This is a genomic window from Pseudoalteromonas ulvae UL12, from assembly GCF_014925405.1.
In the GTDB taxonomy this organism is placed as follows: domain Bacteria; phylum Pseudomonadota; class Gammaproteobacteria; order Enterobacterales; family Alteromonadaceae; genus Pseudoalteromonas; species Pseudoalteromonas ulvae.
Genome location: NZ_AQHJ01000027.1, coordinates 411,058 through 426,063, shown reverse-complemented (window position 1 = coordinate 426,063; position 15,006 = coordinate 411,058). Strand labels below are relative to the sequence as shown.

Here is a 15,006-nt window from a genome sequence, read left to right as displayed (position 1 = left end):
TTTCTGATTGAATGGTTTATTGTCCAAATTGCGCCATTAATATCTGTTGGGTGAAATGTGTTTGTAAATAATAGCCCCGCGGTAGGGTTTTGATTACGGTGCCATTTGGACCAATTGCATCGGTGAGTGCTTTTGAGTTTGCGGCTTTTGGTCTAATCTGCATGACTTGACCAAATTTAGCATTCACTTTTTCGATCTGGCCAAGTGCAATCATTTCGGTCAGTTCTTCCCAATCTTGTTTGAGTAACGCTTCCTGCGCTGGATTGGGTTGCCATAAAAAACCACTCCCAATTATCCGATCAACTGGGGCGATGTCTCGTTCAGATAAAATAGGCAGCCACAGTACATGAGTGAGCTTTTTTTTCACCACACTGTGTTGCCAAGTTGAATGTTGTAGATTGAGTAACGGAGTCACTGATACATAGGTGGTTTCAAGTGGCTTGCCTGAATAAGAAATTGGGATTGTTTTAAGCTCAATACCCAGCTCAGGAAAATCAGGTTCAGGTCGAGATCCTGCAGATGCACCTAACACCCATTCGATTAATTGACCTATCCAGCCTTTATCCCGCAATAAATCTTGAGGAGTTTTAAAGCTATGCTGAAACGCGAGTTCACCGAGTGTCAGGCCTGCAATTGCTTGAACTCTTCCCATTAGTTCATCAATGCTTCTAGGCGGAGTCGGTTTACTTGGTAAATTCGCTGTGTTCATAGTTGTGTGGTGAATTATCTACATAAAAAGCTAGTTTACTGGGATGCATAGCAGAGATAAAGCACATCGAAACCTGTACGCTCATTTTTCGAGGTTGATACACTTTACAGATTATGATTGACCGATAAGTTATTCACTGATCTTTAATGATCTCTCAAATATTGTTAATTGTATTGCCATCATCGATAACTTATTCATTAATTTTGGTGTTTTGTGCACTTTTTTAACAGATATTGCTGCTTTAAAGTGCATAACTTTCATGGTGGTGGATTTTTGACCTTGTCAGTAGTGGTCGGAAAATGAGCGCCAAAAAGGTGGCCTTATTTGCTCTAGTTCATTGTTATATAATGGTATTTTTAATTTTTATTCTGTTTGGATGTGTAACTTTACAGAGTTTTGCCGCTTAAATACATGAATATGAACACACTTATCCACAGAAACTGTGGAGAAAAGTATTTTTAAGTGAGTTCATTGTGAATTTGTTTGTTAATTACTCAGGTTTATCCAAGGCTTTTGATAAGGTGTGAATAAGGTGAGTAAAAGCGCTTTTTATATTTGCCGTCACACACGTATTATGGAACAATCAGGAAAAGTCGACAGATTACGAGGCTCTACAGGTGATTGATGCCGAAGGATTTCGAGCCAATGTCGGGATTGTGATTTGTAATAATCAGGGGCAGGTTTTTTGGGCTAAACGTTATGGTCAGCATTCGTGGCAATTTCCACAAGGGGGTGTTGATGATGGTGAGACAGCAGAAGAAACAATGTACCGAGAATTACATGAAGAAGTGGGCTTAAGACCAGAAGATGTTGAAATTCTGGCGAGTTCAAAACATTGGCTACGTTATAAATTACCAAAAAGGTTGATCAGAAGGGATTCAAGCCCTGTGTGTGTTGGTCAAAAACAAAAATGGTTTTTATTAAAGTTAAAATGTAAAGATGAGGATGTAAACTTACTTAAAACTCATCATCCTGAATTTGATGGGTGGCGATGGGTGAGTTATTGGTATCCTGTGAGGCAAGTGGTTTCGTTTAAACGCGATGTATATCGTAGAGTGATGAAAGAATTTGCGCCAATAGCGATGCCATTTTATAAAAAAGAACAACCGCGTGACGGATGGCGTTCACGAAATTAAGGAAAGTACATGGCACTTAATCCGACAATTCGATCCTTTGCCTCGATTAGGTGCTAACAATGCTTGCCGTCTTACGCCAAATCGCTGAGGCTGTGTCCCAACAGCCTGATTTAACTAGTTCCTTAAAATGTTTTGTCTCTTCTGTGAGACATGCAATCAACACCGAATGCTGCTCTGTGTATTTTGCCGATTACTCGCAAGACGATTTTGTTTTGATGGCGACAGAGGGGTTAAACCCATCTGCAGTGGGCAATTTCAGAATCGGATTCACTGAAGGTTTAGTTGGCCTTGTCGCACAAAGAGAAGAGCCTATCAATCTGGCTTTTGCGCAAACTCACCCTCGATTTATGCTGGCTCCTGAGGTAAAAGAAGATAACTATAACGCTTTTTTAGCTGTGCCCATTGTGCATCAGAAAAAAGTGATGGGTGTGATTGTTGTTCAACAAAAAATAGCGCGAGTTTTTACTCAAGATGAAGAATCTCTTTTAGTGACGCTTTCAGCGCAATTAGCATCGCAATTGGCGTTGGTTGAAATTAAAGAGTTATTGAAACAAGATGAAATCACTCATCAAACATCATGTTTAAAAGGGTTATCTGGCGCACCTGGAATTGCCATTGGGCATGCATTTGTGGTGATGCCTAAGCTGGATTTTGCCAGTTTTGAGTCGCAAAAATGTCAGTCAGTGAGTGCTGAGATAGCTTTGTTTAAACAAGCAGTGAGTGCGACACGACAAGATTTTAATCATATGTCAGTGCAGTTGTCGGATAATGTCTCGTCTGAAACGCGAGCTGTATTTCAAGTGTATCAGAACTTGCTTGATGCTAAGAGCTTAGGGAATAGTGTTGAGCGGGAAATTAATGAAGGCTGGTGCGCGAAAAGTGCCTTGAAAATCGTTATTGAAAATTTAGCGAACCAGTTTTTAGCCATGCAAGATGAATATTTGCGTGAACGCGCAATCGATATTAAAGATATTGGGCTGCGAGTTTTACATCATTTGCATGATACAGAACAAGCCCACAAAACCTACCCAGAAAATACGATATTGGTTGCTGATGTCTTAACGCCCACCATGCTGGCTGAAGTCCCTAGAGAAAAAATTGCTGGTGTAATTAGCGTCAGTGGTGCAGCCAACTCTCATGCGTCTATTTTAACTCGCGCCCTTGGGATCCCCGCGATTTGGGGGGTGTCTGAACTGCCTTTACTCCAAGTCGACGGCAAAGAAGTTATTTTAGATGCATATGCAGGGCGTTTATATATTTCGCCATCGAGCATGTTGTTACGTGAATATACGCAAATTAAAAAGCAAGAAGGCTTACTGCATGATCAATTTGAATCTGAGCATCACTTAGCAGCTGAAACCTTAGATGGCGAACATGTTAAATTACTGGTAAATGCTGGACTTGAATTGTCATCAGATTTGGCTAGTGCTAATTTTATGGACGGGGTTGGATTATATCGAACCGAAGCTTGGTTTATGCAAAAAAATGCGTTTCCAACCCAAGCTGAGCAAGAAAATTGGTATCGCCAAGTGTTGAGCGCGTATTATCCTTCACCGGTTGTGATGCGAACGCTTGATATTGGTGGCGATAAAATGCTGAGCTATTTCGATGTTAAAGAAGAAAACCCATTTTTAGGTTGGCGTGGCGTGCGGGTTAGTTTGGATCACCCTGAGTTATTTTTAGATCAGCTCAAAGCGATGCTCAAAGCTAACGCAGGTTTAGGCAATTTAAAAATTTTATTTCCGATGGTGACAGATGTCAGTGAAGTCTCACAAGCTAAGCGCTTATTAGAGCGGGCTTATTATGAGCTTGAAGATGAATGGTCTGATGAATTTTATACCATCGAAATGCCAGAGGTCGGGGTGATGCTTGAAGTACCTTCGAGTGTTTTCTTGATACCGGAATGGGCCGAAAAAGTCGATTTTTGCTCGGTTGGTAGTAATGATTTAACCCAATACTTATTGGCGGTCGATCGGACGAATGCACGAGTTGCAGAGCTGTTTAATCCTTATCATCCTGCCGTGCTACGAGTTTTAAATACGATTGCTGCGCAATGTCAGCAATTTGAATTGCCATTTAGTTTATGTGGTGAGCTAGCAGCCGATCCTGAAGGGGCCATTCTACTTGTTGCAATGGGTTATCGCGGTTTAAGTATGAATTCTGGCTCAATAAATCAAGTCAAGTGGGCACTTCGTCGTTTAGAGGTTCGCTTTATGGAGGATTTATTGGCTGAGTGTTTAATGCAACCCAGTGCCATTTTAGTGCAACGCTTGGTACGCAACTTTATTGTTGAGCATGGTTTGAGCCAATTGCTTTATACCTGCCATGGTTTGAATGACCCGATTAAATCTGTTTAATTGACACATAATCAGTATAATAAAAAAATATAAGCATATAACTAATTTCAGATTGGAAGCCATGAATGATTTAATGTCTATCATCACCTATTGCGCTATGTTGGGATGTGCGGTGGGGTTTTTGGCTGGATTATTGGGCATAGGGGGAGGATTGATCATCGTCCCTGCACTTAGCTACTTACTGGTGACATTTCATGTACTAGACACTGAGCGTGTGTTTGTTGTTGCGATTGCGACATCGCTAGCTTCTATTATATTTACCTCTACGTCCTCCGCTTTCGCACATCATAAGAATAACAATATCCCTTGGGAGATTGCACCTGCAGTGTTAGTGGGGGTAGCGATTGGAGCCCTTATCAGTGGGTTTTTAGCCAGCTTTATTCCGGTTTCATTTTTGAAAACTGTTTTTGCTATTAGTGTGGTGTTTATTGCCTTACGAATGATGCTGGCCAAACCACAAATCAAAGAGCGGAAACTACCCAGTACGCCAATATTGGCTAGTTTGACCGCATTATTGGGCGGCGTATCTGGCTTAATAGGAATTGGTGGCGGGGCGTTATTGGTTCCCTTTCTAACTTTTTTCTCTGTGAATATGAAAAAGGCGATAGGCTGCTCAGCGGCCAGCGGGATTGTTATTGCTGTATTTGGGACGGTTGGCTATGTCTTTTCAGGGCTAAGTACGACTAATTTAGCTGATGGGTTTGCTGGGTTTGTTTATTTGCCGGCATTGTTTGGTATAGTAGTGACGTCTGCGGTATTTGCTCAGCTAGGGGCAAAAGCCACTCAGTTTTTACCTGTGGGTATAATAAAAAAAATCTTTGCTATCTTGTTGGTTATTGTAGCAATTCGAATGTTATTTTCTTAAAGGCATATATTAAATGGCGTTAGCGTTTCCTGAAATTGATCCGATTATATTTTCAATCGGCCCCCTGAGTGTCCGTTGGTACGGCATGATGTATTTAATTGGTTTTGCCTGTGCGATGTGGCTGGCTAACCGACAAGCGGTAAAAAGTGACGGGCAATGGACGAAAGATCACGTAAGCGATCTACTTTTTTATGGCATGTTAGGGGTTATTTTAGGTGGTCGATTTGGTTATGTGTTGTTTTATCAATTTAGCTATTTCTTAGAAAATCCATTTTATTTATTCCGAATTGATCAAGGTGGTATGTCATTTCATGGTGGTGTGATTGGAGTTGTGCTGGCGGTAGTGTGGTTTGCCAAAACGAGGCAAAAACGCTTGCTTGAAGTGGGTGACTTTGTGGCTCCATTAGTGCCTCTTGGTTTACTGGCAGGACGCATAGGGAATTTCATCAATGGCGAATTATGGGGCCGCACTACCGATGTGTCATGGGGAGTTGTGTTTCCAGGAGCTGGCGCATTGGCTCGTCACCCGTCGCAATTATATGAAGCATTTTTAGAAGGGTTGGTGTTGTTTTTAATTTTGCAATGGTTTATCAAAAAGCCTCGTCCTGCGGGAAGTGTGGCTGGTGTGTTTTTATTAGGTTACGGCAGCTTCCGCTTTTTTGTTGAATACTTTAGAGAGCCTGATGCACATTTAGGTTTGTTTGCAGGCATGATCTCTATGGGGCAAATTTTATCCACCCCCATGATTTTTGCAGGTATCGGCTTTTTAGTTTGGGCTTATCGCACTCAGCATAAAACAGTATTAAATTAATTTAGAAGTAAGAAAATGAAACAGTATTTAGCGTTAATGCGTCATGTTAAAGAGCAAGGCGTGAAAAAAGAAGATAGAACTGGAACGGGTACCATTAGTGTTTTCGGTTATCAGATGCGTTTTGATTTAAGTGAAGGCTTTCCATTAGTCACCACTAAAAAATGCCACTTAAAGTCAATTATCCATGAGCTGCTTTGGTTTTTAGCCGGTGATACCAATATCAAATATTTGACGGATAATGGCGTGAAAATTTGGGATGGTTGGGCCACAGAAAATGGCGAGTTAGGCCCTGTGTATGGTGCTCAGTGGCGTTCTTGGCAAGGACAAGATGGTCAAGTAATAGATCAAATCGCTGAACTCATTGAGCAGATTAAAACCAATCCAGACTCGCGTCGTTTGATTGTCAGCGCTTGGAATCCGGCTGTGTTACCCGATACACAATTTTCGCCGAGCGAAAATGCTGCAAACGGCAAGCAAGCTTTACCGCCTTGCCACACCCTCTTCCAGTTTTATGTGTTAGATGGCAAGTTGTCATGTCAGTTGTATCAGCGAAGCGCTGATATTTTATTGGGAGTGCCATTTAATATTGCAAGCTACGCATTGTTAACGATGATGATCGCTCAAGTGTGTGATTTAGAGGTGGGCGATTTTGTTCATACTTTTGGTGATGCACATTTATATTTAAATCATCTAGAGCAGGTTGATGAGCAGCTTTCACGCACACCATTTCCTAAACCGACGATGAAAATAAACCCAGCAGTGAAAGATATATTTGCGTTTAAATATGACGACTTTGAGTTAGTGAATTATCAAGCACACCCCCATATTAAAGCGCCAGTAGCGATATAACATTAGTGATAAACAAGGTTGTTACATGATGAAAAAAATTCAAAAAGCAGTGATCCCCGTAGCAGGCTTAGGCACGAGAATGCTACCTGCTACAAAAGCAATTCCTAAGGAAATGCTTCCGATAGTCGATAAGCCATTGATCCAATATGTGGTTGCGGAGGCGATTGCTGCCGGTATTAAAGAAATCGTCTTAGTCACTCATGCGAGTAAAAATTCAATCGAAAATCATTTTGATACCAGTTTTGAACTTGAAGCGACCCTTGAAAAACGAGTGAAGCGTCAATTACTCGACGAAGTTAAAGCGATTTGTCCAAAAGATGTCACGATTATTCATGTTCGCCAAGGTGAAGCCAAAGGGTTAGGCCATGCAATAGCTTGTGCTGCACCAATTATTGGTGAGCATCCATTTGCTGTTATTCTGCCTGATGTGATACTAGATGAAGCGAGCAGCGACTTAAAACAAGATAACTTGGCGGATATGATTGTTAAATATAATCAGTCGTCAGTGAGCCAAATAATGGTTGAGGAAGTTCCTCACCAAGACGTCGATAAATTTGGTGTTGTCGATATTCAAGGTGTTAACCTAAGTGCCGGAGAGTCGGCAAAGATTGCCGCTATGGTAGAAAAACCGCCGGTTGATGAGGCACCATCTAACTTAGCGGTAGTTGGACGTTATGTGTTAAGCGAAAAAATATGGGCATTACTGAAACGAACACCGCCAGGAGCCGGTGATGAAATTCAACTTACTGACGCGATTGCCATGTTAATGGAAACGGATACTGTAGAAGCCTATTATATGAAAGGAAGCAGTCACGATTGTGGTAGTAAGTTAGGTTATATGAAAGCAAATGTTGCGTACGCTTTGCGCAGAGATGATTTGAAGGATGAGTTAGCTGCGTATATAAAGACCTTACTTTAATCGTAAAGACTCATAAAAAGGTGCCAACTGGCACCTTTTTTGCTTTATAAAGATAATTATTTTCTACTGGTGACGTCAATGAGCCGAATTTTAATAAGCTTTTTGATACCCGTACTGATTGCTGGGTGCCAAATTACGTCTGAACCACCTAAGGTGCTTCCAGATTCCGAGCAAAAGATTCAAATAGAGTATGTTAAGTCAAACTTGCGACCTGAGGTCGATCAACTTAATTACGCTATGTTAAAAGATATGGCTAACTTTAGGGTTGGTTCAACGATTGCTGTAATGACGTTTATTGCAATGGATTCAATGTCAGCGCATGCTAATAATCCACAAGAGTACATGTTAGGGCAACAAATAAGTGAAAGTTTGAGTGTCGGTCTGACGACATTGGGCTTCAATGTTATCGAGCATAGAAGATCTGAAGCAATTCAGTTGAAAAAAAATGAATCGATTATGTTGAGCTCAGACCCTAATAAATTGCAAGCGAGTCAAAAAATAGACTACGTAATATCAGGGACATATACGGTCAGTGAAAAACACTTTATCGTAAATGCAAAACTGATTGATTTATCAACGAATATCGCCGTCGCAGCAGCAAGTCGATCAATGCCAATTGAAGTGCTGTGGAGTGATACAAAAATAAAGCAGCGAGCGGGTATGCTTTATCGAAGTGAATATTGAAAAAGGGGAGTTTTATGAAATCTATCTTGTTAACGGCAGGTTTACTCGCTCTGGGTGGTTGCAGCTCTTTTTTGAGTAGTTCTTCTGATGATGAAAAATATCAAGTCAAAGTGCTTGCTGGTGCTGAAGAGTATGAAAGTGCTGAAAACTTACATTATCAAAAGCAAAAATATCAGCAACACAATGCTTATTCCGTGAGCCCAATCAAAAATGAAAATATCAATTTTTATTCCCAGGCAATTATGCAGGATTTGGTGTCGAACCTTCAGTATGTAAATAGCACCACACCGATGGCCATCACGAGTTTTGTTTTTACGGACAGCGACTTTGATGAGACAAATATTATCGGTAATCAGTTGGCAGAGAGTTTACTTCATGAAGTGCATAAATTTGGGATCCCAGTAATTGACTTTAAATCTACAGGTTATATTCGAGTTAGCCCTAAAGGGGATTTTATTTTGACTCGAGATTACCTAGAGTTGAGCACCAGCATACCGATTAAATACGTACTTGTTGGGACTCTCACTAGACAAAAGACGGGTTATTTGGTTAATGCGCGTATTATCGGCATTAATTCCAAAGCCGTGGTTGGGACAGCGCAAAGTTTTATTCCTTCATCAGTGTTAGATGGATTTGTTGATATGAAAAGCAATGATGGCATTAAATTAATAAAAGGCTAAAACGCATACTGCGAAAAGATCTACCTTCTTTCTAAAGATAAACTTCAATGAGTCGATATGGTGAGAGCGAAGGATAGATTTAATAAGCAAAGGATGCTTTCTCCCTTTCTTCTTTTTATCATCTAAGCTAAGAACTACTTATCATTTGGATAAACAGTGAGGAGGGTTGTTATGCAACCAATAAAACTTAGTCCAGCCAGACTAGCTAGCATTGTATTATTTGTCGCTTCAGGAGCGTCTTACGCCGCTTCTGAAAGCTTTAACGTCACAGTGACAACGTTACCAGATGTTGTACTTAGCCAAAAACAAGCGCTGTCGTTTGGTGCCAATATGTTTGTTACTGCTGGTGGAACATGTTTAATGAATGCCACAGTACCTGGTGAAGGTGCACTCATGCAGTACCAAGATACGGGCGCAGCAACAGCGGCTAGTTTTGGTGCCTTAACAGGTTTGGGCTGTGTAAATGGCACGGCGACGCCGGGAGTGTACAAAATCAAGGGACTCGGTTCAACTAATGTCACTATAACCATTGATGGTGTAGTCGGTGCTGACTTTAATTTTTCTCCAAATTCGGGCTGCATCGTGAATTTTGATAATTCTGCAGCTGCGGCTGATAGCCAAGACTCATGCGATGCGTTTGTTCCGGGGACACCTAAAACCACTAAGCTACCTGCCGCGACTGCGACAGAGGAGGGCTCGGGCGCTCCAGGTTATGTAGTGGAAGGCGAGCTGGTTTTTTCGGTTGGAGGCACAGTTACAATAGGTGGTACAGACTTAACTCCTAATACGGCTTATACGGAATCTTTTCCTGTAAATGTTGTTTACTAGAAAACTGATTGAGCAGAATCATTTTAATTTAATGAAACGAATGTGTGAGGAGAGTAGTTATGCAACTACCAAATAAAGTGAGATTTAGTGTAATCATTGCTGCAGTCAGTATTTCAAGTTCAGCAATCGCAGCTTCAACCAGTTACGATGTTGGCTTTTCAACAGTTCCCGACATCGCATTAATACAAAAAACCGCTATGGATTTTGGCGGTGGTTTAGGGTTGGCCTCAGGATCTATTTGTACTATGGCTATTTCTGATGATGCCACTGCAACGACCTATGTTGGGGATGGCACTATGGGCCTTGCTAGTACTGGTGGGGACACGGTCGGTGCGAACTTTGGTGATTTATCGGGCGTAGGTTGTATTGTTACTTCGGGTGACAAAGGTACACCAGGCCTGTACGAAATATCAGGTGTGCCTGGCGGGACTGTCAATGTAACAGTGAGCAATATTACCAGTGGTACAACGTTTAACTTCACTGCTGTTGGGTGTGTAGGGACTTATAACGGTGCAGGCAATGGTGATAATTGCACTGCTTTTACACCAGGCACTCCTTTACCTGTTACGCTTGCTAATGCTGCTGACACGGTAGGCAATACCGCAGGGGCTGGCATTCCGTCTCCGGGTATTACGAGGATTTCAGTGGGTGGAACGATTACGTCCACTCAAACAAATACTCCAGGTACTTTATTGACAGAATCATTTACTATTGACGTGACATATTAAAAGTAAATTTTTTAATATGGTTCAAAGTGCGTCACTTTAATGGCGCACTTATTATAAGGATTGTAATGCAAAATTTAATTTTTATTACTTTACTGATTTTTGGCGTATTTTCTTTTTCTAGTCAGGCGATTCATTTAACGACTTTTCGGATTTATCTCGATAAAGAAACGGCCAATACTGATTTCGTTGTGTTTAACCGCGATATCACTTCTCAGCAATGTAAATTGTCTTTTAAGCATTATGACTTTAACGAATTCGGTCAAATGCGAAAAAATAAGTCAGAAGAGTTACCAAGTAACTCTGCGGTGAATTGGGTTCGTTATTCACCAAGAAAATTTGTATTAACACCTGCCAATTCTCAAACGATACGTTTCTCTATGCGTAGAAAAGCCAATGCTGAACCCGCAGAATATCGTTCTTATTTAGTGATTGATTGTGGTGCAATTGCATCTGATGATAACGGCCGCTCTTCTGGCTCTGAAAATGCTTCAATTTCTATACAACCAAAGCTTTTACATAATGTTCCCGTGATTGTTCGTACAGGTGATGTGCCTGTTGAAGTTGCTTTTGATAAAGTGAATATCAATAATGAAGTTGTTCAATTCTCTATCAATAAGAATGGGCTGCGCTCTATCTACGGTAAGTTAGAGTTGATAGATATTCGAAATAACGAGCGATTAGATGGCTTAAACGGAGAGTCAATTTATCCTGAAACTAAAAGTAAGCATTATCAGCTATCGACTAAAGGCGTAAAAGCGGAACATTTATTATTACGTTTTACGAGTGATAAGCAGTTTGGGGATGATCGTATTTTTGAGAAAAAAGTCATTTTGTAGGTCATACAGATGAATGTCACGACTTTAAAAGTACGATCTGCCTTGTCAGTTTGTGCTTTTTTTGTTTTTATTTGCCCTTTTTTTCTCTTTGGGTCTATTCAATCCCAAGTGAGCCACATAGGCTTAATTGAAGAAAATTATGTTCTTCTCAATGTTAAATTAGATCGTGAAATAATCTTTAATTCCTTAGATGCATACCACCAAGGTGAAGTGCTATTTTTTGCTGTTGAGCCACTCTTCGATATTCTAAATTTAAAATACATACTTGTTGATCGCAATCTGACAGTATGGAAAGACGATAAGGAATATATCTTTGAACTATTAGCCCCCACAATTAACCCTGACAAGTCGACAATTGTTTGGGGGCAGGATGATTATAATATTTATGTTTCGGAAGCATTTCTTGAATCATTGTTTGATTTAAAAGTGACTTACAATAATTTTCGTTTAATAGCCGAAATCGACACATATGATTATAAATTCCCAAAACAAAAACTAGAGGAATTAGAACGAATAAGGAAACTTAATGCTTTATCTGGCGTGTCAGTTTCGCAAGAAAAAGAGGTGACTTCGGCTCGGGATGTGACCATTGCTGATCAGTATCGTTTTTTTACCGCCCCAAATGGCTTATTTAACAGCGCAATTAGCTGGAGCGAAAAAAATAAAAATAATAACTTTTCTGTTCAGTTGGTGTCGGATCTATTTTACCACTCAGCCAGCCTGACGCTCGGGCAAAGTAACGGCAGCGAACTAGCCTCTCGATTAGAGTTTTCTCGTTATAAAACTGCACCGAATCAGCGCATACTGGGCATGTTTGATAAATACAGTTTCGGTGATGTTAGTGGGAGCAGTAACAGCTTAACGTCTCGAGTTAAATCAGGCCTAGGGATTGTATTTGACCGCAGTCCCGAGAACTTTCGCCGTCAAAACCTACTGATTACCATAAATGAACAAGCCCCACCGGGTTGGGAGGCTGAACTATATCATAATAACCGCTTTTTAAGAGTAATCACTGTCCCACAAGATGGTTTATTAGTATTCGAAGACGTGCCCACAGAATATGGTCAAAATATATATCAAATAAAGCTGTTTGGGCCATTTGGTGAAGCCGATGTAATTGAAAAATATTTAGATTTAACTAAGAATGCATTAGCAAAAAATGACATTGCGTATAATGTTTTTGCGCTTGACCCTAATCACAAGCTTATTAATGATAAAAACGGTAGTCAGTATGAATTTACTGATTTAGGAATGAGCTTAGATTACGGTATTAGCGATAACTGGCAGTTTGGAGTAAGCCTCTATAATACTAAAAATCAAGATGATGAAGACATTCAGTTGCTCAGCATGAAAAATGCACTGAGTTTTCCAGGTTTTTTAGTTGAAAATGATATTTCAGTTGATCAAGATCTTGGCTTTGCACAATTGACGACTATCACAGGTAATTTATTTGATGATAAGCGTTTTTCTTTTGCTTATGAATCTGCATCAGACTACGAGAGCCCCCGAATTAATGCTAAAGAGAGTGACGTCCATTTAGTTAATGCTAATATTTCAGGTGTGTTGTCGCGATGGAGTTACGGCCTTAATGCTAATTTTCGAGATGAAAATGATACTAATGTTTGGCGTTTATCAAATCGATTATCACGCTCTTTTGAAAGTGTTTATCTGAATCATACCCTTGATTACTCAATTATAAAATCAACACTCGATGGTCATGAAGATAAAATAAACTCTTTAACCGGAAGTTTGAATCTTGGAGGGCGAATTTCAAGAGAGCTCAGGGTGAGTGCGGCATTAAACTATAATCCGGTCGAAGGTGATTTTATTCAGAACTCTTCAAGTATGCTTCTTCAATACGCCCCAGTTTCTGAAAGTGGGATTAATCACTATTTTAATTTGCGTTATTTACCGCTTCAAGATTCAGACAAAAATTGGCAGCTTGGTTATAATGTTGGTTATGATACAAAACAGTACCAGCTAACTTTGTCTTCAAATTATAGTGCAGATGAGCGCTGGAATATTCAGGCCGGTGTTCGTTTCTTCTTCGGTTATGATCATTATAATAGCCGCCCAATCTTCAGTAGTGAGATGACGAGCCAATCAACGACGTTAGATGCGCATGTGTATTTAGATCGGCAATTAAATAATCAATTTGACCCGTTAGACTATGACTTATCAGGAGTTGAGTTTTTTGGAAATAAGGCTTGGAAAGGTTTAACTACAGGAAATTCAGGAAGAGTCATTTTACCAGGACTTGCTTCCGGTGGTGTAACAACTTTTGGTGCGCGCTGGAAAAATGGTAGTCAAAGTATCGACAATGATTTTGTCGTTTATACTCATCCAGGTTCTTATATTAAGGTAGATATTCCCTTTCATTTGACCACAGAGTTAATTGGTTTTGTTTTACGTGAAAAACATGGCTCACAAACCCCAGTGACCAATGCCATGATTAGTCTACTTGATAATCGAAATGAGCTTATACAGGAAATCAAAGTTGATGCTGACGGATACTTTGAATTTTTAGGTTTAGCACCAGGGCGATATACAGTTAAAATTCAGGATGAATTTTTAGCCAGATCAGGTTATGAGTCAGAGGTGATTGGATATAATATTAGAACAGGAAGCCAAGCCGGTTTTATAGAATTACCTGCTTTTTTATTAGCAAGAGGTAACCGAATTCTTCCATTGAAAAACGCGATTCAAGATCTTCAATTAGATGCGAATAACTCAGAGGCCATCATCAATGATGATACTCAAGGAAAGTTATTTCACTTACCGAAAAAGTCACCACCAGAAAGCTCTACAGATAGCTCTTGGAATCGCGATTATCAACATAAAGTGCCTAACGACGTTAAGAATTCAGATATTAAAATGAGTCAAGGCCAACAGAGTGACAGACCTAAATTGAAAAGAGTGTTGGTCGAAGTAGATGCTAAACAGATTGGCACTATCAGCAATAACCCATATAAAACGATATCGGGGCAGGTAATCGTTGATAAAAACGCTCTATTCACACTCCAACTAGGGGCCTATTCAAACGCTATTCAAGCTGAGGCGATTGCAGAAAAGTATCGTGCAGAAGTTATGGAAACAACTGACGACAATACAGCCTTGAACTATAAAGTTGTTACAGGAAGGTTTCCATCAAAAGAAGCAGCTCTAAATTATGGACAGCAGCATTTAAAAGGTACTGATTTCTTCCCTCGTTTATACTTTACTAAAGCGACTTCAAATGAAACTGAAAAGAACACTTGGGTTGTTCAATTCTTCGCAGGTAAAACTCTACCTAAAACAACTAAATTTGAAGCAATGAGAAAAGATGGTCTGTTTTACGCATATAAAAATATTAACGGCGAACCACTAGTTTGTATTATCTCTAAAGGTTTTAAGAGTAAAAATGAGGCTCTTGTGTTTTTAAATAAATCGGCACTAGATGGCTTTGTTTTACATCAGGCATCCTTTAACAATATTGAGAGATTATAAGCTTGAAAATTTACTGCTTGATAATTTTTTTCTTTTTCATAAAAACGGCTTCAGCAGAAGAAATTGTTCCGACGATTTCTATCGTTAAGAATATTTCATTTAGCCAAATTATATTTCT

General features: G+C 40.0%; 13 protein-coding genes. 12 read left to right on the top strand and 1 reads right to left on the bottom strand.

Annotated elements, in window-relative coordinates:
- Nucleotides 1-16: 16 nt before the first annotated feature.
- Nucleotides 17-709: a DNA mismatch repair endonuclease MutH gene (gene mutH / locus PULV_RS10040; protein WP_086743922.1), complete on the bottom strand. Its 693-nt coding sequence runs from the start codon at nt 707-709 to the stop codon at nt 17-19.
- Between the two features lie 617 nt (nt 710-1,326).
- On the opposite strand from mutH, the gene rppH reads away from it, so the two are divergent.
- From rppH to PULV_RS09980, 12 genes are all read left to right on the top strand, one after another.
- Nucleotides 1,327-1,845, top strand: a complete 519-nt coding sequence (rppH, locus tag PULV_RS10035) for an RNA pyrophosphohydrolase (RefSeq protein WP_086743921.1) — start codon at nt 1,327-1,329, stop codon at nt 1,843-1,845.
- A gap of 59 nt (nt 1,846-1,904) precedes the next feature.
- Complete coding sequence (gene ptsP / locus PULV_RS10030; protein ID WP_193331606.1) at nt 1,905-4,202, top strand: phosphoenolpyruvate--protein phosphotransferase; 2,298 nt, start codon at nt 1,905-1,907, stop codon at nt 4,200-4,202.
- A 61-nt stretch (nt 4,203-4,263) separates the two neighbouring features.
- Nucleotides 4,264-5,067, top strand: coding sequence for a sulfite exporter TauE/SafE family protein (locus tag PULV_RS10025; RefSeq protein WP_086743919.1), 804 nt, complete (start codon nt 4,264-4,266; stop codon nt 5,065-5,067).
- A gap of 13 nt (nt 5,068-5,080) precedes the next feature.
- Complete coding sequence (gene lgt / locus PULV_RS10020) at nt 5,081-5,878, top strand: prolipoprotein diacylglyceryl transferase (protein ID WP_193331605.1); 798 nt, start codon at nt 5,081-5,083, stop codon at nt 5,876-5,878.
- Between the two features lie 15 nt (nt 5,879-5,893).
- On the top strand, nt 5,894-6,727 hold the full coding sequence (locus PULV_RS10015) for a thymidylate synthase (protein ID WP_086743917.1): 834 nt from the start codon (nt 5,894-5,896) through the stop codon (nt 6,725-6,727).
- A gap of 28 nt (nt 6,728-6,755) precedes the next feature.
- A complete protein-coding gene (gene galU / locus PULV_RS10010) occupies nt 6,756-7,646 on the top strand; it encodes a UTP--glucose-1-phosphate uridylyltransferase GalU (protein WP_193331635.1) in 891 nt (296 codons plus the stop codon).
- Nucleotides 7,647-7,724: 78 nt separating this feature from the next.
- Nucleotides 7,725-8,330 (top strand): FlgO family outer membrane protein, encoded by a 606-nt coding sequence (locus PULV_RS10005; protein ID WP_193331604.1) that lies wholly within the window; start codon nt 7,725-7,727, stop codon nt 8,328-8,330.
- 14 nt (nt 8,331-8,344) lie between these two features.
- Nucleotides 8,345-9,010, top strand: a complete 666-nt coding sequence (locus PULV_RS10000) for a FlgO family outer membrane protein (protein WP_086743915.1) — start codon at nt 8,345-8,347, stop codon at nt 9,008-9,010.
- Between the two features lie 171 nt (nt 9,011-9,181).
- Nucleotides 9,182-9,838, top strand: a complete 657-nt coding sequence (locus PULV_RS09995) for a hypothetical protein (RefSeq protein WP_086743914.1) — start codon at nt 9,182-9,184, stop codon at nt 9,836-9,838.
- Between the two features lie 59 nt (nt 9,839-9,897).
- Nucleotides 9,898-10,566: a hypothetical protein gene (locus PULV_RS09990; RefSeq protein ID WP_086743913.1), complete on the top strand. Its 669-nt coding sequence runs from the start codon at nt 9,898-9,900 to the stop codon at nt 10,564-10,566.
- Nucleotides 10,567-10,631: 65 nt separating this feature from the next.
- Nucleotides 10,632-11,402, top strand: coding sequence for a fimbrial biogenesis chaperone (locus PULV_RS09985; protein ID WP_193331603.1), 771 nt, complete (start codon nt 10,632-10,634; stop codon nt 11,400-11,402).
- A 9-nt stretch (nt 11,403-11,411) separates the two neighbouring features.
- On the top strand, nt 11,412-14,888 hold the full coding sequence (locus tag PULV_RS09980; RefSeq protein ID WP_193331602.1) for an MSCRAMM family protein: 3,477 nt from the start codon (nt 11,412-11,414) through the stop codon (nt 14,886-14,888).
- Nucleotides 14,889-15,006: the final 118 nt, after the last annotated feature.